Genomic DNA, 26,546 nt, shown 5'->3' on the forward strand with positions numbered 1-26,546 from the left:
CATTTTGTGACAAAAAAAATGAGATTTTTTTTTCTGAATTTAAAACCTTTGAAAAATGAACATAAGATACAACTCCGTGTTCTCCAGTTTTTTCTTTAGCGAATGAATTGCCCTGGAGACTAATTGGCGGGCAGAGTCGTATGAAATAGACATGATTTCACAAATCTGCTCATACTCGAAACAGCAGGTAAATTTATAATACAAAACCTCACGCTGCCGGGCATTAAGCTTCTGCATCCCTTCCCGGATAAACTGAAGTTTCCGGTTTTGAGATTCATCCTGTATAAATTCTTCTTCGACCGAAAAAACGATGTTGGCCTCCACCTGGCGACTGGTATTGGTCAAAAGCTGTTTTTTGTTCCGTTCGAGTTCCCGGATCAATCTCCGCCTAAATGATTTTAAGAGATACAAACGAATATTATCCGTTTCGCCTAAGCTTTTTCTGTTTCGAATTAAATCGTAAAACAAATCCTGAATGATGTCCAATATGAAGGAATCGTCTTTGGAAAATTTTCTACCATACCCAAATAAGAAATCAATATTTTCATGATAGATATACGAAAGGGCCTCATCCTCTTCGTTCTTAAAATTCACCCATATCTGACTGTCTTCGTTCATTTAATGAATTTAAACACGGACTGAAAAATTAGAATTCGATCAAAAGTGAATCATCTCAAATTAAGTCGTATATGAATTTGATTATGAATTTATGCTGACTTGCCTTATCTGTTTCGCCCGTAAATGTAACATATCCTCCGATATCTTCAAATGTAAAAAAAAGGAATAAAAGGGGGCACTTTAAAAGAAAATAATACAATATCAGGAAAGCATGATTCAATTTTGTCCTGTAAATCATGTCCCCAAAAAAGCAAAACCGGAGGTATTGACCGTACTTTACAGATAGCCGGGAGTTGCTGTAAGTCGTAAATTATTTTTTCCGGAAGTTTAGTTCGCAGATTTTGCCGGGTTAGCACACGTCCGGCTGCTTTTTCGTCAATAAAAAACAACTGTAGCCGTTCGCGCCCCATGGGCCCCGTAAACCAGGCTCTGTTCAATATCAGCAGTTTTCGACGGTCCTGAAATAAATACGCCGAAGCCGGTGTTCTCCAGGTTTATCCGTTGGTAGGCTGTGTGCATATTGGCAACGATGTTTTCTTTGTTTAACACAATAACCAGTTGCTCTGCGACGAAGGGCAGCAAGCGGTTGTTAAAATCAGATTCGTCGAGCCAGATCGCGCCGTTTTCAGCCACTCCAAACTGTCCGCCGACAATAACCGTTTTTGTTTTTTCAAGCTCTTCTTTTGAAATGCCTGATGAATATTTCTCCCTGATTTTTGCATTGGTCAGGTCAATCGTTCCATTACGCTGTGTTTCAAGATAGTGTTGCAGTTCATGCCTTTCTGCTAATTCAATTATTTCGGCCCCTGCCTTAATCAGGCTTTGTTTTAACTGCTCAAACAATTGTGTTTTTGAAGAAGGATTATGGTTCGCTGAAAAACTTTCGGGCAGTGGTTTTTCCTCCGGTTTGTTCTGCCTGACCCGAGCAATGATGGCTTCGCGGCTTTCCGGTTTTATGGTTTGTTTATCTTCCTTTTTGCTCATTGCCGTTCTTTTTATACCATTCTTTAAATGACATTTTCGGGACTTCGGGCAATTCACGGCCTTGTCCCCAGGTATTCCACCGGTTGTAAATAAGTTTTCGGGGCATATTTTTTAATGCCCAACGGGCCGCTCTGCCCGAAAAATTATATATCCGGTTACTGCCCAGAACTTTTCCGACGAGACTCATTGAATAGCTTTTGGCTTTTGGGAGCAATTTTTTTTCTGATATTTCCTGCCGCCATTGATATAACTGGCTGTGAATATCAATTTTCACCGGACAAACATTGGAGCAGGAGCCACACAACGAAGAGGCAAACGGCAAGTCCTGTTTTTCTTTCATCTGGCGCACCGGAGCCAGGATGGAGCCGATCGGGCCGGGAATCACGCTGCCGTAGCTGTAGCCCCCGCTGCGGCGATACACCGGGCAGGTATTCATACAGGCCCCGCAGCGGATACATTTCAGCGAGTTGCGGTGGGTGTTGATACCCAAATGTTGCGACCTGCCGTTATCAACGATCACGATGTGCATTTGTCCCCCCGGTTTGGGCTTCCGGTAATGCGACGTATAAGTGGTTATGGCTTGTCCCGTAGCGCTACGTGCCAGCAAGCGGGTGAATACGCCCAAATCTTCAGTGCGGGGGATAATTTTTTCGATACCCACGCAGTGAATCTGCACCGGTGCAGCATGAACCCCCATGTCTGCATTTCCTTCGTTGGTGCAGACCACCACCGTGCCGTTTTCGGCAACCGCAAAATTGACCCCGGTGATCGCCACTTCTGCCTCCAGAAATTTTTCTCTCAGGTGGGCTCTTGCAGCCGCAGTAAGGTAAGTTGGATCGGAATTGCCTTCTTCGGTATGCAGCTTTTCATGGAACAGCTCCCCCACTTCCTCCTTTGTTAAATGAATGGCCGGCAAAACGATGTGGCTCGGCGGTTCGTTCCGAAACTGGATGATACGTTCCCCAAGGTCGGTGTCCACCACCTCAATGCCTTCCTTTTCCAGAAAATGGTTTAAACCGCATTCCTCGGTCAGCATCGATTTGCTTTTGACGATCTTCCGGCCGTTATTCGCATGGATGATATTCAGCATGATCCGGTTGAAAGCATCCGCATCTTCCGCCCAGTGGACCTGCACCCCGTTCTTCAGAGCTTCTGCCTCAAATTGCACCAGGTAGTTGTCAAGGTTGGAAAGAACATTGTCCCTGATTTGGGATGCCCGTTCCCTCAGATTTTCCCAGTCGGAAACCGATGTTGCCGCCGTGTCCCGCTTTTTGCGTACCACCCAGAGCGCCTGATCCTGCCAGTCGGCTCGGCTGTCGTCCTTCAGGAATTGTTTGGCTTTTACTGCATGTCCGCTCATAAGTTGTTGCTGTTTAAAATTTCGGCAATGTGCATTACGCGCAGGTTTTTCTTTCCCCTGCGGATGATCCCTTCCAGGTGCATCAGGCACGACATGTCGGTAGCTGTAATAATTTCGGCGCCGTTACGCTCGTGGTCGCGTATCCGTTCTTTTCCCATCTTCACGGAAACATCGGGTTCGAATACGGAGAACGTGCCGCCAAAACCACAACATTCGTCTTCGCGGTCAAGCTGAATAATTTTTATTCCTTCAGCTTTCTCAAGCAGACGGTGTACTTTGGAATAGCTTCCTGCAATCAATTCCGACGACTTTCCCAGCTTCAACCCGCGCAAACCATGACAACTCTGGTGGATTCCCACTTTATAGGGAAACCGGATTTTCAAGTCATCAATTCCCAGGACATCAACTAGAAACTCACAGAGTTCATACGTGTTCTTTCTGACTTTCTTTACTTCTTCAGTTTGTTCCAGGATGTTGTAATGTTCGCGTACATGGTACACGCAACTGCCCGAAGGAGAAACCACGTAATCGAATTCGCTGAAATTGCGGACAAAATTCTTATACGTTTTGACGGCCTTCTTTTCTGCCCCGCTGTTGGCCAGTGGCTGTCCGCAACAAGTTTGTTTTAAGGGATAATGAACATCCAATTTTAGTTTTTGCAATAATTCCAGCGTGGCAATTCCCACATGCGGATAAAACTGGTCGATGTAGCAGGGAATAAAAAGGCCGATCTTCATACTCCTAATTTTTTGCTACTCAGTTTTCAAATTTACCTGCGAACGTTCGGCGATCATCATCACACTGTCCCAAACCGGCAGGTTTTTTAATACAACATCTTTTCCTTTGTTTTCCCGGTCGGTTTTCCCGATTTCATAAACTTTTCCTGAAATCATTTCCACATAAACCGGATCATCGAAATTCACCCCTTCAATCGTTATGTTGGTCAAATCCCATTTGAATTCATCGCCGGGAATCCGGTCTTTGTGCCAAAGCAACACGATCGGGGAACCTTCTTTTCTGAATCCGGCAACAGTTATTTTTTGATCTGCTGTTGAATTGTATTTTAATTCACCCACGGATTTAACGGAATCGTCGAAAAAAGAAACCATGTGCTGAACGCCGTAGTATGAAGGACGTTTGTAAATAATTTCATGTAAAAGGTTAGAACGGATCAGTCCGAACGATTGCAGCATGTTGGTGTATTTCAAATCAATGAGCGTAAAAACATTGGTGCGGATATCACGCACCCGGTCGCCTGCCATGCGCCGCACGAACCATTTTGCCTGGCTGATTTCCGTCCATGTATGATATTTCAGGGCATGCCCCCATTCCAAAATCGACGGACAGCCATTTTCACCCTGGTACAGCTTAATATCCGGGCTGTAAGAATTTACCAAAGCGCTTAATTTGTCGACATCTTCGTAGCTATCATCCGGATTATTGAGATAGGGATGATAGCAGACATAATCAAGCAGGTTCAGTTTCTTGTTTGTTTTTAAGATGTCAAGAAATTCTTTGATGTAATCCAGCGGAATCCGGTAAGTCGATAAACCAATGATAACCGCATCGGGTTGCACCTTTCTTACCACTTCAGCCGTCTTTATGAACAGTGAAGCGTATACTTCCGGATCTTTGTTCCCGTTATTCGCTTCATTCCAAATTTCCCATTCTTTGATTACATCTTTGTATCGTTTTACCGTTGCCTCTACATATTTCAACCAGGCATTCATTGTTTTCTCATCAGTAAAAATTTTCGCCTGCAGGTTAAAGTCCGAGCCGTAAACCGGGTTGCCGTAACACAAGCACATCCAGGGTTGCACCGATTGTTCGGTCAGGCCATACACGCAACTGTCGAGCCATTCAAAATTGTATTTACCTTTTTCTTTTTCGCATTTTGCCCAGCCGCTTTGCAGGCGGGCATGTTTTACGCCCAGTTCGCCCACGTAGTTTTTATACACACTGAATTTGGCATAGTCGCGGTCGAGGGTTTCGCAGCCTACCGACCAGGTCGACGATTGGATTTCGCGTGCGTGTTTGGTGTCCAACCAACCAATTTGAGTTAATCCCGGGCCGGAATATTGGAATAAATCCCAGCTTACATTTTTATGTTGTCCCAGGGAGTTCATGTTGATTGTGGTGCAGATTATAAGGATGAATGCGATTTGTTTCATGGTGTGATAAATATTGGTTTCATACTGATTTTTATTTGAACTAAGCCTTAAAATGCACTGCGCTTTAAAGGCTGCTATTCCTTGCAAAATTCATGGTTCTTCAACCAGATTTCAAGCTGGGTCAGCCATGATTGGTCGTCAGGTACAGATGGCGCTAATCCAAATGCGTTATGGCCTCCTTTTTCATAAATATGAAGTTCTGCATCGATATTATAATTTTTTAAAGCGTTAAAATATCGGATGCTGTTCTCAAAAGGCACGACATTATCATCTGAGGCATGGACTAAAAAAGTAACTGGTGTGTTTTTATTCACCCATTCATCAGCAGAATAATAGGCAATCTGATCGTCGTCAGGGGAATCTCCTAAAAGATTTTTCACTGAACCCGCATGAACCAATCCGGGGCGGAAGCTAATCAGCGGCCATGCCAATACCACAAAATCAGGACGAATCGATGTTGTATCATAAATGGCAAAACCGTTATCAGCGTAGTGGGTAGCAGTCATGACAGCCAGGTGACCTCCGGCGGATGAGCCCCAAAGTCCGATTTTATCTTTTGATAATCCATATTGGGCAGCATTTTCCCGGACGTAATACATGGCTGTTTGTACATCTTTGAATACCGCGTCCGATTTGTCGTTCCCAACCATAAATTTTGGAAGCCGGTGAACAAGGATAAAGACAGTGATGCCCATTTTATTTAATCTTTGGGCAATAAATCGTGTATTTCCAATGCCCATACGTGCATACCCGCTACCCGGGCATACAACAATGGCTGTACCATTCACAGAATCAGGCCGAAATAAAAGAAGCCGGGGATTAACGTCTCCCGAAATATGAGTTATATTCCCATCTGCATCGTATTCAATTTTTTCAGAATAATTTTTAGCATCTGCTTTATACAACGGAATTTCAACAAAATTCTGAGCAACAGACAGAGAATTCCAAAATAAAATCGCAAAAATGAGTATCTGTGTTTTTTTCATGATCTGATGACTTTACTCGTTGGCTTTACCGGGTTTCCCGTAATAAATTTTTTAAAGCCCCTAATAAGGCGGCATGCTCAATGCTTTTAACAACAGCAAGATGGTTAAGGCAATTTACGTTTTTAAAACCTTCTTCTAATGTTGGTTGTATAAACCTGAATGATTTTGAAATCTGCCCGCTGAACAGAAGACACTCGATCTTATTTTCTTCTAATATTTCTTTTAATGATCCTGATAGAATTTCTCCAACTTTTCGAAATGTTTGCAGCGCATTTTGCTCTCCTACTTCTGCCAAAACAGCAATATCTTCAACCGTTATTTCGTTTGATTCCGCTACCCCATTCAATTCATGATAGATTTTCAGGAATCCTCGTTTTGCAGTATAATCTTCTAAAATGCCATCCTTATACGGGATTTTAAAAATTGACAGATATGGTCCCCCGATGTCATTACACAGCACTTCTCCGTTTTTTGAAATGGCAAATCCAAGTCCGGTACCGAGGGTCACCACGGCAGCATTTTTAAATCCTTGCGCATTGCCTTTCCATATTTCGCCCACCAACACCGCATTGGCATCGTGAATAAATTTGATAGGAATATCGCGTGAAATCCCGGTCGCTTCATAAAAATATTTTCGCAGATCAAGCCCATAAATCGCCTGAAACTTATGTTTCATCAGCGGAGTAGCTTTTTCGAAGTCGAAAGGGCCGGGAAATGCAATCCCGGCGCCTTTCAATTTCATCTCCTTCTCTCCAATGAACTTCAGCCCTTTCGAGATAATTTCCTGAAAAGACTGAAGAATTTCTTCTTTTGAACCATCTGAAAATGACTCAACAGAAAGAGCCGATCCCGGGAAAACTTCTCCCCGGGAATCCAATATGGCCGATTTCAGAAAAGTTCCTCCGGCATCAATAATCAAGTACGCAGTCATTGGTGAAGCCATCTTTTAACCTAGTTTTGTGCATACATACCGGCTGGTTGCCCAGATTTTTTATCACATAACGCCCCATATTGGCCGGAACGACCAACACATCGAGGTAGTTTTGCGTATAGCTCAGTTCGGGGTTGTCCAACGACTGCACCTGTACTTTTTCGCCATCAACCAGGGTCAGCACATGGAATATTCCGTTGGTATTGCCTTCAATCTGTTTCTCGAATTCGAGGCGGCGCAGGCTGAAATAGAGCAGGTCGTGTTCGCCCACAATGTATTCGGCCCAACCGTCTCCGCTTTCCACCAGGCGCGGTTCCTGAACCAGGTTTTCTTTTACCCATGAAGTCGTGCGTTCGGTACGCAACACTTTTTCTCCGTGGTAGGTGTGTATCGGGCGGGGCACCCCATCGAGGTCGGAGCGCAGGTAATCGTACATTTTGTAGGTATATGAACCAATCGATAGGCTTCCGATCTCCAGAATCACCTGGTTGCGGCCCGATGAATGGATGGTCCCGGCAGGCAACATGACCTGAATTCCCGGCACTGACTTGACATGGCTGACATATTTCTGGTAATCGACCGGCGTAAATTCTTTTTCCGATTTTTTTACTTCGCGGATAAATTCTTTCGGATCGGCATCTTCGTTAAACCCGACGTACGTTTTGGCGCCATGTCCGGTGGCTACAATATAGTAGCTTTCATCCTGGCGTCCGTGTTCGCCAAAATTGTCGACGTTGTAATTGTGTCCTGAATGCACCTGTATGGACATGTTTCCGCTACTGTGGTACGAGTCGTCGTAGTTGAAACGGATGGGAAAATAACCACCAAATTTTTTCACACAATCGGCGCCCATCAACGCTTCGCCTTCTTTTTGTACAAAAGTAAAGAACGGGAATTCGAGCAGTTGCTTGCCTGCTTCGACCACGATGCTGACTTCCAGCGGTATCAGGTCAAACACCCAGGCGGCATTGATCATGTCGTCGGGAAGGTTTCTGAGTTTTTTAATGTAATAGCCACCCCAAACTCCTTCAATATAAACCGGTTTGCAACGCATCGGGCATTTTGCCAAAGCCGAAGTAATGGCGCTGAATGATTCTTTCGGAATTAACTGCAATTTATTCAAATCGTTACCGGCAATGTAGTAGTCGATGGCGTTGCTCTTGATTAAGTCCCAGCGCAGGTGGCCGGCCACTTCAAAATCAATGTAATAACACCTTCTCAGAAGGGCTTTGATGGGTTTTGCCGTGCAATCGCCCAGGTTCGCAAACATGCCTTTCCGCGCCCTCAGGATTACTTCCTTCGGAGTTACATCGAAATAGCTGACCAAATCGTAGTAGGGGCGGAACATTTTTATCGTACAACCCAGCCCGGAAACAATAAAAACTTTTTGGCCACCTTCTTTTTTGAATTCCTTGATTTTGACTTCAAACTGCGCCAGTTTTTCAGCATCAAATAAATCTTCGTAGCTGCCTTTAAATAGTTTCCCGTAAAGCAAAACCGGGTCTTTTTCTTTGTCTTCCTTCAGGTTTTCAGCAAAAAGTTCGTCCAGCTCAGCCGCCGGTTTCAGCACATTTTTAAAATCGAACGTTTTTACTTCGATTGATTTTAGTTTGAGGTTTTGTGAAATCAGGTTGATGGTCTGGTCGAACCGGGCGCCGGTATATCCATCCAATGCGATTACCACATTGCCTGATTCTAACTTTTTGACGATGGCATTGGTCAGGCAGGCTGCAGTTTCTTTCGTGCCGGAAACAATCGAGTTAATTACTTCAGCCGAAAGTTTGGGCCGGTTGACCGCTGTTGGGTCATCGTAGGGGTGTGGGTTAAACATGAAACTCATTTCAATTCTCTCCTTTAATTTTAATAATCTTATTCTCTTTTATTTATGCTATTTCGTAATATTCAAATCCCATCATTTCGGCGAAAGTGGAAAGCTCTTTCCGGTAGTCGCCATCCACGATAGCAAAATGTTGGGTCGTACCGATTTTCAGAATTTTCTCAAACAATTCTTTCACCGGAACCACCGGGCGAAAAATACTGTGTGAATAGGTGGCGAACAGGTGTTTGCCTTCCAGCGAATCGACCAATGTTGCAACCAGCTTATATTTTCCGTTTGCTTCCACCAACTGGGTCATGGTCTTGCGTCCGGCTGAAATGCGGTACCAGGCAAAGGGCGCCCCGGCGTATTTGTATTTGGTTTTAGCAAAGCGGACGTCTCGCGAAATGATAACGTTTTTCTGAAAATCGGGATCGGTATGGTCGTTTGGACCGGCATGTCCACCGGCAAAAGTGCCTTTCTCCGCTTCGATATGGAAAGGTTCGATGAAATTGACACGTTTACCGCTAATCAGTTTCAGGACGTAGGTAATGATGCCGGCCCCCATATCGGCTTCAGGAACCAAAACCGATTTCAAACGTTCGTAAGTTTCCGGATAGAAACTCGGGCGGTGGCCAATCAGTTCGAACATAGCAACATCAATATCGTTAAAAACCATGATGTCGATACCCAGCCGTTCGGTGAGTTTGGCAAGCCCCAGCGAACCGCGCACGGCAGCGTAAAATTTCTCATCGTCCACATCCTCCATTACTGGGTGTTTGGCTTCCAGTTCCGCTTTGTAGGCTTTTACTTCTTCATCCGTCACCTTTTCAATCTCTTCATTCAGGGCATTGTAGGTGATGAAGCGCAGTTCGGGGCCGATGCGGGTAAACAGGTTGTAAGGGTCGATGTAGGTTGACCACATGGCCTCGTTGTAGTTGGCCAGCAGCCCCAGCGTGGAGTTGCGCAAGATGCTGCGGACCCAGGCTACTTTGGCAAAAGAAAGAATTTCATCGTGAATTTCAGCCTTGCTGCCCATCACTGTTTTCAGGTTTTTACGTTCGGTACGCGGAACCGAGCCCGATCCTTCGAGCGAACCAACCAGGGTGCCCGCACACAGGTAGTCGATAAAATCGTCTTCATCGAGTGTGTCCTCGAACGAGACCTTGTCTTTGGCGATGTTTACAAACAGGATGGGGATTTCAGGCATGTCGCGCAAAAAGCGGATCCATGCAAAATCTTCGGACCAGGAAAGGAAGTTGGCCACAATAAAATCGACTTTTTCATTGTAGAAAAGTTTCATGGCCTGTTCCATGTCTTCCCGGCTGTAAATAATTCCGGGGTGCACCAGTTCCAATGAACCCTGAAGGGAGTCAATCAGCTCGTCCACGTCTTTTTGTTTCCGTTCGTGGTATGTGCCACGCGATAACCCTTCGCCCAGGTTTTTAAACCGGGGAGAAGCGATCAGCAGTAAGCCTGCCCTGGCTTTTTCAAATTTTTTACTATTCATAACGATATCTTTTCATTTTTAATTTGTCTATTTCTCCTAAAAAATGCCCTTCGCGGTCAAAAAAATCAGCCGTGATGGTTACTTCCGATTTTGAACCTGACTCGTTTGTGAGAAAATCAATATCAACCGCTTCCGATGGGTTGACTTCTGTTTCGTGCAGACAGGCAGGCGCTTTTTCGTCCTGTTTTTTTCGGCATATTTTCAGTATTCCTTCCGAAAAAACACCATATTTTGCCTGTATTAAAATTCCATTTTCCGCAGGCTTCGCGCTAAGCGGTTTTGCAATCACCCCCAATTCATTGGCACTTTCTGCGGTTTCGTTTGCCGGAATGGTGGTTGCCAGCATACTGTACTCGTACTGAATTTCTTTCCCGGGTTCAATCTCCTGAAGCGGCGAAAGCAGCTCCATTTCCATGTAGGGCGGGTTCAGCTTTTTGTCGTCGGGGTGCTGGCGGATGACGTTTCTCGAATAAACCATTCCGCGGCCCGATGTCCACACCTGAAACGATGTGTCTTCCGGATACAGCTTTCCTTTTTGAAACTGAGACATCAGAATCAGCGCTTTTCCTGATTTTTTGTCTATAAAAGCGGCCCAGCCGGAGTTGGGGTCCAACCCGATTTTTCCCACCAGATATTGATAATCGACCTGCACATTTCCGTTGGCATTCAGTGAATATTGCGGGTTGTTTACCAGCCCATGCATCACTTTGTAGCCCTTGCTGAATTTACTTTCAGGGTTTACCGGGCAAACAATCTGATATTGTCCGACATTTTCTTCCGGAGTGTTCATTTGCAATACCGGCCAAACCGACCAGCGTTTACTGGTTTTGCCCATATTTCTGAAGGTAACAAGTACCTTCACTTCTGTCCGGGTTTCAGCAACCGATACTTCTTTTGTTATTTGCAGTCCGGTATAGGGGTCAACCGGACTGGTTAATTTTAACTCCTTTTTATTTCTGAATTCAGCCGTGTAATTGCCACTGTCGAGTACCGGGTCGGGCGGGCCGGGCCACTGGTCGGGGGAATTCCATCCCTGCGGGGCCGGCCATATTTTTTCGCCGCCGAAATTCAGCCAGGCGCCGTTCGCTCCCAAACGCGTCGAATCCGGTTCTTTGCCTGCCAGTAACGGGTTGACAAAGAAAAATTCATGCCCCTCCATTTCCATCTGCATCAACCTGCCACCCAATTGCGGAGTTGCATACAGTTTTATCCGTTGGTTTTTTAGCAGGCAAACGTTCCAGTTTCGGTAGTTAGTGAACCCGGGCATAATCTCTCTTGTATAAATATTTTGATGTAAAAACCAACAGCAGTCCACAAACAGCCCAGATAGCCGCCAACATGGTAATGCCGAACGAAAGGCCAAATATGGGTTTCATGTATCCCAATACAATGGGCGACATGGAGCCGACCAAAAAGCCGGTCATAATCATGACACCGGATGCAGATGAATGGTATTTTTCGGGAATTACATCGTATAAAACCGTATAGGTGTTTGCGTCAAAAAAAGCGCGGGCAAAACCGAAGCCGGCAAAACCGATATAAATGGTTGCCAGCACACCCGAATGCCCCATCATCACGATGAACGGAACTGCAATCAACAGGCCAATGCCCTGCATCATCATTCGTGAGGCCGGATTCTTTTTTGCAAACCTGTCGGAATATTTCCCTGCCAGAATGACGCCGATGAAGGCAAACAAGTGCGTGTAAAACATGGAGTGAAATCCGGCTGACGAAAGGCTCATGTTAAATCTTTCGTAAAGATAGGTCGGCATCCAGGTCAGGTAGCCGGTCAGCACAAAAATCAACCCGCTGAACCCGATAGTGAGCATCAGCGCTGTTGGCGTACTGAAAAGAATTTTAAAGCCTTCCCATAACCGGACTCTTTCAGCCTTCGTTTCTTCGGGATGGCCTTTTTTATCTTTCAACCTGAAGATTAAAATGATACCATGTATGACCCCAACCGCGCCGAACACATAAAAAGCGTTTCGCCATCCGTACCGTTCGCCAATATAACCCGCAATATAACCGCTCAGGATAATCCCGATGTAATAAGATGTCTGGTGTATCGACATCGCAAATGCGCGGGTCCCCTTATGGTATTGTGCCAGCAACGAATAGTTGGCCGGGCCGAAAAAGGCTTCGCCGCCACCGGTGGCAATACTCCGCATCAGCACCAGCATCAGCACGCCGTTGCTCAAACCGGTAAACATGGTGGCAATACTCCAGAACAGGATGCTGATGGTCACAATCCATTTTTTACTGAAAATATCGCCAATGTAACCGGCTAACGGTACCAGTAAAGCATAGACCAGGTTAAAAGCGGTGGCAATGGAACCAATCTGAAGGTCGGTTAAATGCAAATCGGCTTTAATGAGTGGCAACACCACATTGAAGACCTGCCGGTCGGCCTGGTTTAAGAAAAAGGCAATCCACAGTAAAGCCAGTACTTCCCATTTGTATTGTTTGTTTTCTTTCATTTTTACACCTCCGGTTGCTTATTAAAATATGGCTATATTTACACCACACTACATCAAAGTAAAATTATACTGTGGTGTAGTGTGGTGCAAATATATTTTACTTTTATTACATTTGCAACAGAAAGCAAATTAATTTTGCAGTATCGGTTAATAACGCATTAAGGCATGAAACTAAAGATTGAGGTAGACCAAAGCTCACAAACTCCTGTTTACAAACAGCTTATCCAATCCATTCAGGACCTGGTTTCTTCCGGTCAATACAGCGAAGGGGAATTTATTCCCTCGATGAATGAATTGGCAAGTGAACTGGAGATTTCGAAGGAAACGGTAAAAAAAGCGTATTCCATTCTGCGCGAAAAAGGTATTATTGAATCTGCACACGGAAAAGGTTTTTATGTGACCAACAAAGGCGACAACAAGATAAAAGTGTTGTTGCTGTTTGACAAAATCAGCACCTACAAACAAGTGCTGTTCAGCTCGTTTGCCACACACGCCGGGGACATCTCTGAAATTACCATCCGCCTGCACAACCAGGACATCGATCTGTTTGAGCATTTTATCGATGAAAATCTCGACCATTTCGATTACTACATTATTACGCCTCATTTTCCGATCCAGCCTGATATTCAGAAAAAAGTAATTAAAATCCTGCGGAAAATACCCAACCGGAAGCTGATCCTGCTCGACCACCTGATTGAAGGGCTTACCGGAAATTTCGGATCGGTTTATCAGAACTTTGAACAAGATATTGCTGACGGGCTTCACCAGGGAATTGACGTTTTGAAAGATTTCAAAAAACTGAATGTTATTTCCATGCCAGGCAGTTTGTACGCCCCGCTGATTGAGAAAGGAATTCAGAAGTTTTGTCACGAAAACCAGGTCAACTTCGAAATCCATAAAAATATTAACATCGACAAGATACAGAAGCAGGAAGTATTTCTTATTCTCAACAGCCAGTTGGATATTGAATTGATCGAACTGGTCAGGGCTGCAAAAATGAAAGGCTGCATCATCGGGAAAGATATCGGCATTATTTCGTATAACGAGTCGCCCATCAACGAAATTATCCTTGACGGGCTATCGGTTTTTTCAACCGATTTTCAGCAAATGGGTGAACTGGCCGCCAAAATGATCATCAAAAAATCGATGAAAAAAATACGTTGTAATTTTCGTTTGATTAGAAGAAATACATTTTAAACGATGATGATTTTTTTTGATATTGACGACACCTTGCTCGACAGTGAGTCGGCACACAAAGTGGCATTGAAAGAAATTGCCGCCGAGTATTCGTTGGATACCAACCCGGAAGAACTATTCAGCAAATGGATGGGCATTACCGACCGTTATCTGAATTTGTTTTTCAGAAATGAAATAAGCAAAACAGAGCAGCGGACAAAGCGAATTGCGGAACTTTTCAGCCTTTCGGGAAAGGAAATTTCGGAAAAGGAAACGATTCCGGTTTATCTGAAATACCACCGGCATTTTGTGGAATCTTGCCAGGTGTTTCTTGAGACCATCCCTGTTTTGGAGCAGTTGAAAGAGTTCCGGATGGGTATTATTACCAACGGACCGGTTGCCGACCAAACGTACAAACTTGAAAAAAACGGCTTGATCCACTATTTCGATCCGATTATTATTTCGGAAGGCGTTGGCCATTCCAAACCGCAAAAAGAAATTTTTGATGCAGCCCTTCGAAAAGCAGGTCAAATCCCATCCGACTGTATCTTTATCGGCGATTCGTACGAGAACGATTATCTGGGAGGAAATAATGCCGGCATGAAAGCGATATGGCTCAACCGAAAAAAATCACAAAATCCCGCCGGTTGTGAATCAGTTCATTCGTTGTATGAACTGATCGATTATTTATCCATCAGTTAAAGAACTATTTCAATATTGCCAGGTTGTGCCAGCTGGAGTTTGGGTGTCGAGATTTCAGCCAACCAGCCAGTTGGCTGAAATCTCGGGATTTCCTCCTGAACCATCAGGAATTTTCAACCTGACAATCAATCCGTTTCTTTTTCATAAACCAATACCAGCAGGCCGTTTTCGCCAATGGATACGTTGCTTTGGTTTTCCACTTTTGTTTCGCCAATACCTGCCGATTCGAGGTAACGATAACCTGGAACATTTACCCGGGCAGAAAGCGTTTTATTGGACTTGTGGGTCATTACAATGGCCATCTGGTTGCCGTTGGTATAGCTCCGGGCTTCAACCATGTTGTTGTCGTTAGTGAAACCTTCCGTGTCGCGATAAGTTCCTAATAAAAGAAACGATTTGTATTTTTCTATCAATAGGTTCACTTTGGCCAGATGTTGCTGAAGACGCGGTGTTTCGTCAATCAATCCGCGTAAACGAAACGTTTGTACGTTCGCCCGGAGGCCGAGCATGGCAGCCCGGTTGCTTTGCCACTCCACATCTGTTTCATTACCGTCGAGATCGCGAAAGGTGATAATAATTTCGGGGAAAGTGTAACGGAACCAGTCGATAAAGTTTGTATGGCTGTTCCCGGTTGCGCTCGTTCCGGTCCCAAAAATACCATGTACAAAATCGACCGTTTGAGAGGTAACATCGGTAATCCATTCTACACCGATGGCCATTTCTTTGTCGCGTGCGTCAATGTAATCGTGAATTTTTCTCATTGCTTCCGCTTTGTTGGCAATTACCCGTAAGTCGGGAACCGGGAATTCTTTGCTCCGGTCCCAGTTGGTAGTGCTTTCGGCATAGCCCATCTGGTCGTAAAAAACGCAGTTGGCGCCCAGTTCAAACGCATGGTCGGCCATTTTTACCAGTTGCTGGTGCCAGCGTGGGTCATTGGCTACAGCGACCACAAACGAACGCGGATTAAAGTCTCCCGAGAAAGTTCCTTCGCCCGGAAATTTGTAGGCTTCGTTCATTTCTGTTCCCGAACTGTTCCGGTAGCAAACCTCTTTTCCTTCGCCGTTTACATAGTAATTACTTTCCTTGTCAATTAACTTCCCATTGTAGTACATGATTACTTTTCCGCCGTCTTTTTGGTAATCGGCCACGGCCTGCTTCCATGCTTTGTCGCCACCCTGTTCGGGGTCGGTTTCGAAATACGAATCGGGATAGCCGTTGTCCATGCCACTGTTCCACCATCCAAATGGAAATGCGGTTTTGATCCCAACACTTTCTCCTGCTTTTTTGATACGGGTGGCAAATTCATCGTAGGTGAAAAGTTTTTCACCGTTCTGGTGTTTCAGTATCATGCGTTGAAAGCCGACCATTTCTTTTACCCATTGCGGAGGCTCAGAATGGTTCCACCATGTATCGGCCCATGCCCGGTATAATTTTGATGTTTGATGCCAATCACCATTATACGGGGCAACCACATTGGTATTGTTTTTCCATGACTCACCAAACTGGCAATTTGGGTATTTGTAAAGGCCGGTTTCCAGTTCGTCGAAATTTCCATTTACATCAGGATACAGGCGAACGCCATGGCAGGTGAATTGGAATATCGGGTCGTGGCTCCCAAAGTAGAGTCCTTGTTCTTCGCCAATCAGCGCGTAACAATTTGCAGCTACGCCAATCGGGTACGTAACATTGAGCGAACGAAAATGATGGTCGGGACCACGATAAGAATAATCCTGAGACAAAATTTTCTTTTTTGCATCCAGATAAATGTGCCCGCCTTTTTGGGTGAATAAAAGTTTATGGTCGTCCGGTATCTGAATATTGGCCACCAACGGGTACTGCAATTCCCGGATGATGGTGTGCGGTTCGTTGTTCGTAATTTCGGAACTGAAACGAATACAGTTCTGTTCGAGGGTCATTTTCAGGGTGAGGGCAAATTTCAATGTTTCATTTTTTGTTTTCAGGTTATTGAAAACAAATGAAATTTCGTCGCCCTTTTGTTGGATGGTCGGCTGGTTATCTTTTGCCAGAACCTGAATTTCAATTTCACCTTCGCGGTCAAAATACAGGCGCCACATCGGTTTTCCCGATGCGTAATTCTGCCCGGTTTGCAGATTTATGAAGGAAACAAGATTTCCCTGCCGGTCAACTGAAAATTCGATGTCCTGATTCTTCAGTGTATAGCTGTTTTGGGCTGTTCCGTTCAGAACAAAAAGTCCCAAAATGAAGACAAGTTTTAATATTCGTTTTGTCATATTTTTTCAAGTTTTTGTTGCATTAACTAGATCAGGATCCTATAATTACAGGATCACCTCTTCTATAAATTCTTCTCCGAAATGATTGGTTGCTTTAATGATTACCCGGTTTGTCCCCGGTGAGGGGACACAGCTGAAAATATGATCGGTCGGGCTGGCAGCAATCCATGTTCTTCCCGGGGGGAAAGTGGCATCGCCCGATGCCCCGAAATACTCGAAAGCAAGTGGGTCGTAGGTTTTGGAAGCCAAACGCGGCATCGTTTTGAATGAAACTCCGTTATCTTCCGACCAGCTCACAGCCCATGTGGCATCCCAGTCCCACACGTTCACCAGCAATTCTTCGGCAGGACGAAGCGCCGGCGCCCTTTGCCCGGGCTTGAAAACCGAAAATTGTTTTTCCGGATGTTGATAGGCCCGGTATTTCCATTTTACATTTGTGCCGTCAATCTCGAATATCTTGTAGCCCAGGTAAGTTCCGCAAACGCAAACAGGGCCTTCCCACCAGCCGCCACAAACAGCGCCGACAATATGCTCCGAGATACCGGTTTCATCAACCAGCACCGAATTATAATGGGTATGTCCCGAAATGATGTGAACGTCCTTATAGCCGGCTAACAGATTGTGAAGTTCCGCGCTATTCCCGTAGGTACTCTGATAGTGCGACTTGGTCGGACTGTGGAGCATCACAAAAATCACTTTGTTTTTGGGTACGTATGATAAATCTTTTTGAAGCCAGCTCAACTGTTCCTGTGTAATTTTAGTCGAATAATCGGTATCGGGCCCACCACGGTAAAAAATGTTGTCCAGAACCACATAATGTACTTCTCCCCTGTTAAACGAATAATAGGTGGGGCCGTAATGACTTTTATAGGTATCCGATGCCTTTTTATCGTACAGGTCAGATGCTGCCTGAGTTTTATTCTGAATATGATCGTGATTACCAATCGCGTAGTAGACAGCTTGTCCAACCGATGAAAAATACGATTTGCTCAGGTCGTGCATCAGCGGAGTATCAAAAACAATATCGCCTGCAATCATCAGATGAACGGAATTCATATTGTTATTGCTGATATCCGATTTCATGTAATCGAGTATCGGTTTCAGTTTTTGCAGTTCTTCTTCGTTTCGTACCTGAGGGTCGCCCACTGCAATGGCGAAATGTTTCTGGTCGGGAACACTCAACTTTTCTAACTCAAAGTTTACATTTTGCCGGTTGCTGACATTTTTCAGACTGATATAAAATTGCGGGACACTGTTCGTTACCGAAACTGAATACCCGGAAGGCGACGAAATATAAATATGGGTTGCCATTAACCCAGACAACAATGAATAGTTTCCGTTTTCATCAGTCACGGCAAAGTTATAACCGTCGGTAACCACTACTCCGGCAACACCTTGCCCTGCATGATGAACTTTGCCTTTAACAGACATTCCGGATATTTCGCCATCTCCGGGATCGTCTGGAGATGCCGGGCTTTCACCGCAGGCCGTCAAAATAGAAAAGAACATTCCAATGGCCAATTGAATAAGAATATTTTTCATTTACATAGGTTTTTAATGCGTTCCTGTTCGGTTGCGCAGGCGCAGGTTGTGCAGACTGAAAGACAGACATGCGCCTTTGTCGGGCCCATGTCTGCCTGATTTTCAGAATTGTTAAAAGGTACAAGAACTGATCCTGATTTCCTTTTTGTATTAATATCCCGGATTTTGATCCGTTTCGCTAATCGCTTCGTTGAAGTTAATTTCGTCCAGCGGAATGGGGTATAGCAATATTTTGTTGTCAATGGTTATTCCGTATGCGTCAAATATGGTTTGCGCAAACTTGCCCATCCGCTTCAGATCGGCATAACGTTTCCCTTCAAAAAGAGTTTCATAGCCACGTTCCAGGAGGACGAGATCGAGGAATGTTTCCTTGTTGTAATCGGCTTTTTTGAAGTCGACGGGAGAAACAGCGTTGGGATTATATCCATATGCACGGCGGCGCACCATATTCAGTTTCTCAACGCCATCGTCGGTTGGGCCATTGTTTACGCGGCAGTCGGCTTCGGCATAATACAGTAATAAATCAGCATACCGGTAAAATGTAAAGTCGGTTGCCGAATAATTGGTGGTTGCTGTTTCGTCTTTAAACTTCTTGTAAAACAAGGTGGTTTTCGATCCGTTGACTGTTCCCGAGTGGTAGAAATTTAACTTTTTTCGTAAGTCTTTATAGTCCCAGTTTTTGACGAATTTATTGGTTACCGAGTCGGTGTACAATCCATTGTGCCCCCTGAAATTCATGTAAGGCGATTTATTGTAGTGTCCCATGGTTACAAAGTCGTTCCCGAATTCCTGGTTAAACTTCACGTAGAAAATTTCTTCTTTCGTTCCGTTTACTCCGACCCCAAAAAGATTGTAGAAATCATCTGCCTTGGAAACCGGCACCAGGTCGTGTTTTCCGGAATTGATGACTTCGAGCGCCTTGGTACGTGCAGCCGGGTAATCTTCCGTAAACATATAAACTTCAGCCAGCACTGTTTTTGCCGCAGTTTTTGTTGGCCTTCCCCATTGCTTTGGCGTGTCGGGCAGTTTCATCTCCGCTGCCTTTAGGTCGTCAATAATAAACTTGTATATATCCGCGGCAGCAGTTCTTGGCACGGCAAGTTCCAGCATGTTGTCTTCGGTACGAACCGGAACAGCGCCCCAATAGCGAACCAACAGCGCATAGCTGAATGCCCTCAAAAATTTGGCTTCGGCCACAAATTCATCGATTTCAGCCTGACTGGCGTATTTTGATTCAGGAGCTTTCTGTATAACCAGGTTGGCATCTCGAATTGCCCTGTAAATCCGGGCCCAGATGTCGGACATCCGGTTGATGTTGGTCGCGTCAAGTCCCTGAAACTGGAAAACGACCAGATAGGAGCCACGTGCATAGCCATAATCAATTTGTGATTCGGCCATCGTATGGATGTTTTTTCGCAACCCGTACTGAAATTGATTATAAATAGCAATCACCGCCGCATCAATTTCTTCAGCCGTATTGTAGAATGTTTCGGCGGCAATTTGTTTGGGTTCTTCGGTTAAAAGATCTTCGCAAGCAACAAAACCGAGCGAGAAGAGTAATAAATAAACTATTTTTTTCATGTTTTCTCGTTTTTTAAATTAAAAATCAAACCGGACACCAACTGTGAGTGATTTTGCTGTCGGGTAGGAGAAATGGTCGATTCCCTGATTAACAGAGCTGGCTCCCCCTCGACTGTTTACGTCAGGATCGGCCCACGGATAACTGGTGATGGTCAGTAGATTTTGTCCGCTGATGTATACTTGTCCTCTGCTGATCCATGAAATACCCAGTTTGGAGGTAGGAATGGAATAAGCCAGTTCAATATTTTTTAAACGGATGTACGACCCGTCGTAGACAAAACGATCGGATATAGCATAGGTATTGGTCGAGGAGATAACCGGATATTTGGCATCGGTATTTTGCGGGGTCCAATGATCGTAAAGTACTTCTTTGAAATTATTCAAACCCCAGCCGTAGTCGTAATTCGCTGATCCGGTACTTAGACACATAATTTCGTTGCCCTGTACCCCTTGCAGATAAAAGCTGAGAGAAAAGTTTTTGTAGCTCATTGTTGAGTTGATACTGTATGTAAAATCGGGGTTCGGATTGCCAATATAGGTTCTGTCTTCTTCAGTTAAACCAGACTTCAGGACTTTTTCCCCGGCATTGTTCCAGTAGAGAATTTTGCCACTGTCGTTGTATCCGGCTTCCTTGTATCCGTAAAAAATTCCAAATGGCTGACCTTCCCGAATCAGGTTCACATAGTCGCCCATCCATGTCAGCGAATACCAGGTTCCGGAAATATCTTTACCCCCCGATAATTCGACAACTTCGTTCCGGTTAAATGAGATGTTGGAAGAAACGTTCCATTTGAAGTTACCATGGTCAATAATGAACGCATCGACCTGAAATTCAAAACCCTTGTTTCGCATCTTTCCTATATTTTTTATTGTTGTCGTATATCCGGAAGATGTCGGCAACTGGACATTATTTAACAAATCAGTTGTATTCTTTATATAGTAATCAGCAACCAGTTGAATCCGATTATTAAACAATCCCAGATCAAATCCAATATTGGTTTGAGCAGTGGTTTCCCACTTTAAATCGCCAGGGTATGAAGCTTTTGGCTCAAAACCGGTATAATATTGTTTGTTGAGCACTGCCGATACCGATTCGAGCAGGTTGATGGTCGAATAAGCTGAAATGGCGGTACTGCCCGTTACACCATACCCTGCCCGAAGTTTCAAATTGGAAATAAAGTCGAGATCCTGCATAAACTCTTCTTTCGAAATTTTCCAGGCCAAAGCTGCTGACGGGAAGTTGCCCCATTTGTGACCTTCGGAGTATCTGGATGAACCATCTTTTCTGAAAGTAACTGTCGCCAGGTATTTTCCGTCGTACGAGTAGTTGGCACGACCCAGAAAAGAAAGTAACCTCCACTCGGTATAGCCTGAAGAAGGTAAACCCATCACTTCAGCAGAACCAATATCATACGATTCGAGGATATCGTGAATATAACCTGTTCCGGTAACACTAAGCGGTTTACGTACATATTGCTCGTAGGTTGAACCAGCCATGACCGAAAAGCTGTGCTTGTCGATGGTTTTGTCATATGAGATGGTATTATTGGATGTCAATTCGAGCGTGTTTGTCATCTCAATTCCGGCAGCACCCGATGAGTTTGGGTATTTGCGCGTGTCGTACCTGTCCCAGCGATAATCGGTGTTCTCAACATTTCCGGCAATGCGAATGGTCAAATCGCTGATTGGATTGATGATAAACGCCAGATTTGACATGACCCGGTTGCTGTACCAGTTCCTGTTTTTTTCGTTCAGATAGGCAATCGGATTGATAAAACCCGTAGCACTAAACGGATAGTCCATATTCAGTTCGCGATACGTCCCGTCTTCATAGTAGGGGCCAACTGTTGGCGGCGCAGCAAATGCGGCATGAAGCACATTATTCCCGCGGAGACCACCGACATCGTCTTTGTCTTCCCGTGTTGTTCTGCTCAAGATAGCATTAAACGCCACACTGAGTGCTTTACTAAACTGATGATCGATACTGTTGCGCAGCGAAATCTTGTTGTAACCGGAATTGATCACAATTCCTTCCTGGTCAAAATAGCTGGCGCCCAATGCAAATTTTGTTTTATCATTACCCCCGGTAAAATTGAGGGCATGGTTCTGAACCGGTGCATCGCGGTAAACCAGATCCTGCCAGTCGGTGCCTTCTCCCGCATTGTTAATTTGTTCCTGCGAAAAATATTCTGTTCCGAAATCATTGAACTGTTGGATATTCATCAACTTCATGTATTCCTCCGCATTACACATATCAAACTTCTTCCGAAGCCGCTGAATTCCATAACTTCCCTCGTAAGTGATTTTTGATTTTCCTGCTTTTCCCCGTTTTGTTGTAACGATCACAACGCCATTCGCCCCCCTGGAACCAAAAATAGCGGTTGCTGAAGCGTCTTTCAACACATCAATGGTTTCAATGTCGGACAGGTTGACCATATTGGCGCTCGAAACGGGGAATCCATCGACTACCCACAACGGCTCATTGCTCCCCATAATCGAGTTGTTTCCCCGGATGCGGATTTGAATGGCAGAACCCGGCGCTCCGGTTTGTTGCTGAATATGCACCCCGGCTGTACGCCCCTGTAAGGCTTGTGCCACTGTAGCTCCCGGAATCTCAGCAAGTGTTTCTCCTTTAACGGAAGCAACTGATCCGGTTAAATCGCTTTTTTTCATGGTGCCATAGCCGATGGCCACCACTTCTTCAATACCAATGGCATCTTCATCCATCGAAATACTGATGGTGGAGCGCCCGGAAACAACGACTTCCTGTGTTTTCATTCCCACAAATGAAAATATCAAGGTTGCGTTCCCCGGAACATTCGGAAGCGAATAACTTCCGTCAGCACCAGTAATCGTTCCCTGCGTAGTCCCTTTTACAACGATGGTAACCCCCGGGAGCGGGACTCCGGAAGAGTCGGTTATTTTGCCGGAAACGGGTTTTTGTTGATTTTGCCCTCCATCAGCCGGAGTAATAATAATCAGCTTGTTTTCCATCACCTTGAAAGAAATGTTGGATCCGCTAAAAACCTCCGATAATATACTCTCGATATTTCGGCTTTCACTGCTCACCGATACTTTCCGGCTCAGGTCAACAAACTGCTCGTTGTAAAAAAAACGGAATTCACTTTGATCTTCAATCGTACGAAGAACTTCTTTTACGGTACGGTTTTTCAGTTCAAACGAAAGTTTGGTGCCTTGCGAATAAACTGACGCTGATAATTGTACCACCCCCAATAATACCAACAGAAAGGTTAGTTTCATAGCCAGAAAAAAATTTCCGGACATGCGCATGATTTTACGCCACCGGTAGTTACGTTTTTTTTTCATAAATTTGAATCGTTAAAGTTTATAATTGTTACCGGCAGACTCGACATTTGACAGTAACATGGATGAACTCAGTACAAAAGAGAGGTCTCGCACGATCTCTCTTTTTTTATTGCTCGTTCAGCAAAGTTTCATAGGTTTTTATTTTATTTTCATCAATTGACAAGCTTACGTGTTTATTAATAATCTTGTATTTTAACGGAGCCGAATAAGAAATGGCCGTTAATACCTGTTCAATGGTCTCTCCTTGAATGGTACCGCCAAATTCATACTCTTTAATACGCTCTTCACTGAACTTAAAATCAATGTTATAACGCCGTTCCAGCAGTTTGGCAAGCTCGCCAAGCCGGGTATTTTTAATGACCCATTTGTCAGTAGTCCACGACACTTCTGAGGCATCGGTGCTAGTCAGTACCGTAAATTGGTTGCTTGTCGGGCTAAACAGTGCTTTTTGCCCGGCCTTCAAAAAAACTTCCGAGGGTTTCCCGGTCGTGTGGTTTTGCAACTTAACCGCACCTTCAAGTAAAATCGTTTGAATGGCTGTTTCGTCAGGATAGGCTTTTACATTAAATTTAGTGCCCAATGCGGTTACTGATATTTCTTTGGCATTCACCGTAAAGGGCAATGTCTTGTTTTTTGCCACTTCAAAATAGGCCTCGCCGCTCAATTCAACCTCCCGGTTCCGGTTTCCGAACCGCTGGTTGTATCGAAGGGTCGTACCCGCATTCAGCCAAACCAAAGAACCATCAGTCAACTTCAAACTGGTTTTCGAACCGTAAGGGGCTGTATATTCAACTATCGCTGAAGAAGAAAAACCGGAATTAAATTGTGGTTGCAGCCATGAATAACCCAGGCCGCCAAGAAAAAGTGCCAGGATAAAAACGGCCGCATATTTTCCGATTTGCCGGAACAGAACAAACCGATCTTTTTTACGGTTCATTTTCGATTCGAGCCTCGCCCATGCTTTATCTGAATTGAAGTTTTTTTCACGTCCAGCCATCTGGTCTGCTTCCCACAGATCGACAAGCTGACTGAACAACTTGCTGTTGTCTCCGCTTTCTTCCAGCCAGGCCGTTAAAAGTGCGACGTCGCATTCTTCCCGTTTCCCGCTCAAATAATTGACGATGGAAACTTTAAGTTTTTCGGATACGATATTTTTCTGTGTCATTTGCCTGATTTGTAGCTATGACACAAAAAACAACCGGTGGTATTACACGCGAATTAAAAAAAACCGGGAAATTGAAAGAAAATTACCGGAAGATAATGTTTTAGCCCGGAGCGAAGCTTCGTCAGCGCCCTGTAAATCTGTACTTTCACTGTATTTTCGGAGATGCCTAATTTTTCGGCAATTTGTTTGTGCGAAAGTTCCTCGAAACGGCTTAGGTAAAAAATTTCGCGGCATTGTTCAGGCAATTTTTCAATTTCTTCCCTGATTTTCTCTTCCAGTTCCCGGCCAATAAGTTCGGACAAAGGATACTTGTCCGAAACCGGGTAGTTAATTTTCAGGTTCAGCCAACTGATTTCATTCTCAGAAATCGTATGTTTTCTGCTTTTTTCGCGGTTCAAATAATTGATGCAGGCATTTTTTACCGAGCGGAACAAATAAGATGAAACCGACTCCGAAATATCCAGCGTTTCCCGCCTTTCCCACAATTTCAAAAATACATCGGTCACAATATCCTCGGCAAGATCGTTTTGCGAAACAAAACTTACAGCATAGGCACACAGACGTTTGTAATACGTACGGAAAAGTATTTCAAAGCCCTTTTTATTGCCTTTATACACCGATTTTAAAAGTTCCTGCTCAAGGATCATCCGTTCAAAATTTGACTACGAATATACAGGATGATTTTCATTATTTCGGGCATACATTCAAATTACCCTATTCTGATATTTGAGATTAATCCGATAACCGTCATCTTCCTTCGTGGTGTCGGTAGTCGCTTATTACCACGTTTTTTCTCCCAGTTTGGTTGATTTTTTTTCGGATTCATTTTGGATGGTCAACAGGCCGGTGTAACGATCATTCCCGGTATTCGGTAAGGGCTTCACCCAACGCGAAGCCCTTACCTTTTGAGCCAATTCCTAGTTTTCAGGAAAAGATTCCGGAAAAGTGACAAAGTTTTGACGGCTCCGGTCGGCTGCCGGCTCCCAAATGTCTTTGTCGCGGTCGCATTCGTACCATTTCAGGGTCCAGGTGTCAAACTTTCGTTCATCTTCATAAAGTTCGATAACGCGCCCTCCTTTGCCTATACTTCCGTAAGTTTGCCTACCCGATGATTGCCCGTAAGCCAAACAGATGCCACGCAAACTGCCGATATAATTGTTGTTGTGGTCGTGCCCGACAAACATTCCCATCACATCTTTACTTTCGAGAAAAGCCAGGTACATCCCTGAATTAATATCGGGAGAACAAACTTCTTCGATCTGGCTGCCAACAGTGGTTGGCTTGCCCACCACTTCTTTGTATTCCGGTAGCGGAATATGAAAGAAAGCCAGCGCAGGATATGGATTTCCTCCGTTTTTCTTTGTAAAACCGGCGCTTTGCTCACGATACCAGCTTACCTGGCTGTGGTCAATCCACTCGTAATCCCCTTTGTCGGTTTTGGGTTTAAAGCCGGAGTGCGTATCGAGAAAATAAAGCAGTGCCGATGTTTTTGAAGAACCGGATGACTGAATTTTCAACACATAGTTTCCGTTTCCGGCAATATTTTCAGGACCATTCACCGACAAACTGTAAGGCTTTTTGGCAATCAGTTCCATGATTTGTTTCCCGTTTAATTCCCCTTCAATATCATGGTTTCCTAAAACCACCGCCCAAGGGACTTTTAAACCGACAACGGCGTTTGAGAATGTTTCCCAGGCATTTGCGGTGTTGGCCGAAGTAACCACATCGCCGGTAAACACAACCAGATCTGGCTTTTCAGCGTTAACCATATTTTTCACCATCACCAAAACACTGTCCGAACGGTAGGAATCGCCTCTGAAGTGCAAATCAGTAAACTGCATGATTCTGAATTTTTTGTCTGCGTTGAACTTTAACACAGGCATTTGAGCCAGGGTTGCGAATGCTGCCAGAAGCATCAGTCCCGTCAAGTAAAAGATTTTTTTCATTT

The 26,546-nt window shown here is 44.6% G+C and carries 20 protein-coding genes; 2 read left to right on the top strand and 18 right to left on the bottom strand.

The genetic code is table 11. From position 1 onward, the window contains the following. Nucleotides 1-39: 39 nt before the first annotated feature. The 11 genes from ACOIT5_RS01710 to ACOIT5_RS01760 form a co-directional block, all read right to left on the bottom strand. Nucleotides 40-618, bottom strand: a complete 579-nt coding sequence (locus ACOIT5_RS01710) for an RNA polymerase sigma factor (RefSeq protein ID WP_423128741.1) — start codon at nt 616-618, stop codon at nt 40-42. A gap of 375 nt (nt 619-993) precedes the next feature. Continuing rightward, the gene (locus ACOIT5_RS01715) at nt 994-1,602 is read right to left on the bottom strand and encodes a LutC/YkgG family protein (protein ID WP_423128742.1); all 609 of its coding nucleotides are present in this window, start codon (nt 1,600-1,602) and stop codon (nt 994-996) included. Beyond that, the gene (locus tag ACOIT5_RS01720) at nt 1,583-2,962 is read right to left on the bottom strand and encodes a lactate utilization protein B (RefSeq protein ID WP_423128743.1); all 1,380 of its coding nucleotides are present in this window, start codon (nt 2,960-2,962) and stop codon (nt 1,583-1,585) included. The genes ACOIT5_RS01715 and ACOIT5_RS01720 overlap by 20 nt, the downstream gene beginning before the upstream one ends. Then, nucleotides 2,959-3,699, bottom strand: a complete 741-nt coding sequence (locus ACOIT5_RS01725) for a (Fe-S)-binding protein (RefSeq protein ID WP_423128744.1) — start codon at nt 3,697-3,699, stop codon at nt 2,959-2,961. Before ACOIT5_RS01725 ends, ACOIT5_RS01720 begins: the two co-directional genes overlap by 4 nt. Before the next feature lie 15 nt (nt 3,700-3,714). After that, nucleotides 3,715-5,133 carry a hypothetical protein gene (locus ACOIT5_RS01730; RefSeq protein WP_423128745.1) on the bottom strand — a complete coding sequence of 473 codons (1,419 nt, stop codon included), beginning with the start codon at nt 5,131-5,133 and terminating at the stop codon, nt 3,715-3,717. A 74-nt stretch (nt 5,134-5,207) separates the two neighbouring features. Beyond that, nucleotides 5,208-6,119 (bottom strand): alpha/beta hydrolase, encoded by a 912-nt coding sequence (locus ACOIT5_RS01735; RefSeq protein WP_423128746.1) that lies wholly within the window; start codon nt 6,117-6,119, stop codon nt 5,208-5,210. A gap of 25 nt (nt 6,120-6,144) precedes the next feature. Next, nucleotides 6,145-7,062: an ROK family protein gene (locus ACOIT5_RS01740; RefSeq protein WP_423128747.1), complete on the bottom strand. Its 918-nt coding sequence runs from the start codon at nt 7,060-7,062 to the stop codon at nt 6,145-6,147. Beyond that, on the bottom strand, nt 7,028-8,881 hold the full coding sequence (locus tag ACOIT5_RS01745; RefSeq protein WP_423128748.1) for a class I mannose-6-phosphate isomerase: 1,854 nt from the start codon (nt 8,879-8,881) through the stop codon (nt 7,028-7,030). Before ACOIT5_RS01745 ends, ACOIT5_RS01740 begins: the two co-directional genes overlap by 35 nt. A 52-nt stretch (nt 8,882-8,933) precedes the next feature. Then, entirely contained in the window at nt 8,934-10,376 is a 1,443-nt protein-coding gene (locus ACOIT5_RS01750; RefSeq protein WP_423128749.1) for a hypothetical protein, read from the bottom strand. Then, nucleotides 10,369-11,643: a DUF4380 domain-containing protein gene (locus ACOIT5_RS01755; protein WP_423128750.1), complete on the bottom strand. Its 1,275-nt coding sequence runs from the start codon at nt 11,641-11,643 to the stop codon at nt 10,369-10,371. The genes ACOIT5_RS01750 and ACOIT5_RS01755 overlap by 8 nt, the downstream gene beginning before the upstream one ends. Continuing rightward, nucleotides 11,627-12,853: an MFS transporter gene (locus ACOIT5_RS01760; RefSeq protein ID WP_423128751.1), complete on the bottom strand. Its 1,227-nt coding sequence runs from the start codon at nt 12,851-12,853 to the stop codon at nt 11,627-11,629. The genes ACOIT5_RS01755 and ACOIT5_RS01760 overlap by 17 nt, the downstream gene beginning before the upstream one ends. A gap of 165 nt (nt 12,854-13,018) precedes the next feature. Here ACOIT5_RS01760 and ACOIT5_RS01765 point away from each other — a divergent pair, with 165 nt between their 5' ends. Both ACOIT5_RS01765 and ACOIT5_RS01770 read left to right on the top strand, forming a co-directional pair. Further along, nucleotides 13,019-14,050, top strand: a complete 1,032-nt coding sequence (locus ACOIT5_RS01765) for a GntR family transcriptional regulator (protein WP_423128752.1) — start codon at nt 13,019-13,021, stop codon at nt 14,048-14,050. 3 nt (nt 14,051-14,053) lie between these two features. Further along, the gene (locus ACOIT5_RS01770; protein ID WP_423128753.1) at nt 14,054-14,731 is read left to right on the top strand and encodes an HAD family hydrolase; all 678 of its coding nucleotides are present in this window, start codon (nt 14,054-14,056) and stop codon (nt 14,729-14,731) included. Nucleotides 14,732-14,856: 125 nt separating this feature from the next. On the opposite strand, the gene ACOIT5_RS01775 is transcribed toward ACOIT5_RS01770, so the two are convergent. The 7 genes from ACOIT5_RS01775 to ACOIT5_RS01805 form a co-directional block, all read right to left on the bottom strand. Further along, nucleotides 14,857-16,983, bottom strand: coding sequence for a DUF6259 domain-containing protein (locus ACOIT5_RS01775; RefSeq protein WP_423128754.1), 2,127 nt, complete (start codon nt 16,981-16,983; stop codon nt 14,857-14,859). Nucleotides 16,984-17,028: 45 nt separating this feature from the next. Continuing rightward, nucleotides 17,029-18,525 (bottom strand): calcineurin-like phosphoesterase C-terminal domain-containing protein, encoded by a 1,497-nt coding sequence (locus ACOIT5_RS01780; RefSeq protein ID WP_423128755.1) that lies wholly within the window; start codon nt 18,523-18,525, stop codon nt 17,029-17,031. A 150-nt stretch (nt 18,526-18,675) separates the two neighbouring features. Beyond that, complete coding sequence (locus ACOIT5_RS01785) at nt 18,676-20,106, bottom strand: RagB/SusD family nutrient uptake outer membrane protein (protein WP_423128756.1); 1,431 nt, start codon at nt 20,104-20,106, stop codon at nt 18,676-18,678. 18 nt (nt 20,107-20,124) lie between these two features. Next, nucleotides 20,125-23,433, bottom strand: a complete 3,309-nt coding sequence (locus ACOIT5_RS01790; RefSeq protein ID WP_423128757.1) for a TonB-dependent receptor — start codon at nt 23,431-23,433, stop codon at nt 20,125-20,127. Between the two features lie 106 nt (nt 23,434-23,539). Continuing rightward, nucleotides 23,540-24,598 carry a FecR family protein gene (locus ACOIT5_RS01795; RefSeq protein WP_423128758.1) on the bottom strand — a complete coding sequence of 353 codons (1,059 nt, stop codon included), beginning with the start codon at nt 24,596-24,598 and terminating at the stop codon, nt 23,540-23,542. Between the two features lie 53 nt (nt 24,599-24,651). After that, on the bottom strand, nt 24,652-25,245 hold the full coding sequence (locus ACOIT5_RS01800) for an RNA polymerase sigma-70 factor (RefSeq protein ID WP_423128759.1): 594 nt from the start codon (nt 25,243-25,245) through the stop codon (nt 24,652-24,654). A gap of 270 nt (nt 25,246-25,515) precedes the next feature. Further along, nucleotides 25,516-26,544 (bottom strand): metallophosphoesterase family protein, encoded by a 1,029-nt coding sequence (locus ACOIT5_RS01805; RefSeq protein ID WP_423128760.1) that lies wholly within the window; start codon nt 26,542-26,544, stop codon nt 25,516-25,518. Between the last annotated feature and the right edge of the window lie 2 nt (nt 26,545-26,546).

It is taken from the genome of Gaoshiqia hydrogeniformans (assembly GCF_049347105.1).
GTDB lineage: Bacteria > Bacteroidota > Bacteroidia > Bacteroidales > Prolixibacteraceae > Gaoshiqia > Gaoshiqia hydrogeniformans.

Excerpts from the sequence above, each read along its gene's own strand:
- ACOIT5_RS01710 (WP_423128741.1), bottom strand. The coding sequence starts at position 618 with ATGAACGAAGACAGTCAGATATGGGTGAATTTTAAGAACGAAGAGGAT.
- ACOIT5_RS01715 (WP_423128742.1), bottom strand. The coding sequence starts at position 1,602 with ATGAGCAAAAAGGAAGATAAACAAACCATAAAACCGGAAAGCCGCGAA.
- ACOIT5_RS01720 (WP_423128743.1), bottom strand. The coding sequence starts at position 2,962 with ATGAGCGGACATGCAGTAAAAGCCAAACAATTCCTGAAGGACGACAGC.
- ACOIT5_RS01725 (WP_423128744.1), bottom strand. The coding sequence starts at position 3,699 with ATGAAGATCGGCCTTTTTATTCCCTGCTACATCGACCAGTTTTATCCG.
- ACOIT5_RS01730 (WP_423128745.1), bottom strand. The coding sequence starts at position 5,133 with ATGAAACAAATCGCATTCATCCTTATAATCTGCACCACAATCAACATG.
- ACOIT5_RS01735 (WP_423128746.1), bottom strand. The coding sequence starts at position 6,119 with ATGAAAAAAACACAGATACTCATTTTTGCGATTTTATTTTGGAATTCT.
- ACOIT5_RS01740 (WP_423128747.1), bottom strand. The coding sequence starts at position 7,062 with ATGGCTTCACCAATGACTGCGTACTTGATTATTGATGCCGGAGGAACT.
- ACOIT5_RS01745 (WP_423128748.1), bottom strand. The coding sequence starts at position 8,881 with ATGTTTAACCCACACCCCTACGATGACCCAACAGCGGTCAACCGGCCC.
- ACOIT5_RS01750 (WP_423128749.1), bottom strand. The coding sequence starts at position 10,376 with ATGAATAGTAAAAAATTTGAAAAAGCCAGGGCAGGCTTACTGCTGATC.
- ACOIT5_RS01755 (WP_423128750.1), bottom strand. The coding sequence starts at position 11,643 with ATGCCCGGGTTCACTAACTACCGAAACTGGAACGTTTGCCTGCTAAAA.
- ACOIT5_RS01760 (WP_423128751.1), bottom strand. The coding sequence starts at position 12,853 with ATGAAAGAAAACAAACAATACAAATGGGAAGTACTGGCTTTACTGTGG.
- ACOIT5_RS01765 (WP_423128752.1), top strand. The coding sequence starts at position 13,019 with ATGAAACTAAAGATTGAGGTAGACCAAAGCTCACAAACTCCTGTTTAC.
- ACOIT5_RS01770 (WP_423128753.1), top strand. The coding sequence starts at position 14,054 with ATGATGATTTTTTTTGATATTGACGACACCTTGCTCGACAGTGAGTCG.
- ACOIT5_RS01775 (WP_423128754.1), bottom strand. The coding sequence starts at position 16,983 with ATGACAAAACGAATATTAAAACTTGTCTTCATTTTGGGACTTTTTGTT.
- ACOIT5_RS01780 (WP_423128755.1), bottom strand. The coding sequence starts at position 18,525 with ATGAAAAATATTCTTATTCAATTGGCCATTGGAATGTTCTTTTCTATT.
- ACOIT5_RS01785 (WP_423128756.1), bottom strand. The coding sequence starts at position 20,106 with ATGAAAAAAATAGTTTATTTATTACTCTTCTCGCTCGGTTTTGTTGCT.
- ACOIT5_RS01790 (WP_423128757.1), bottom strand. The coding sequence starts at position 23,433 with ATGAAAAAAAAACGTAACTACCGGTGGCGTAAAATCATGCGCATGTCC.
- ACOIT5_RS01795 (WP_423128758.1), bottom strand. The coding sequence starts at position 24,598 with ATGACACAGAAAAATATCGTATCCGAAAAACTTAAAGTTTCCATCGTC.
- ACOIT5_RS01800 (WP_423128759.1), bottom strand. The coding sequence starts at position 25,245 with ATGATCCTTGAGCAGGAACTTTTAAAATCGGTGTATAAAGGCAATAAA.
- ACOIT5_RS01805 (WP_423128760.1), bottom strand. The coding sequence starts at position 26,544 with ATGAAAAAAATCTTTTACTTGACGGGACTGATGCTTCTGGCAGCATTC.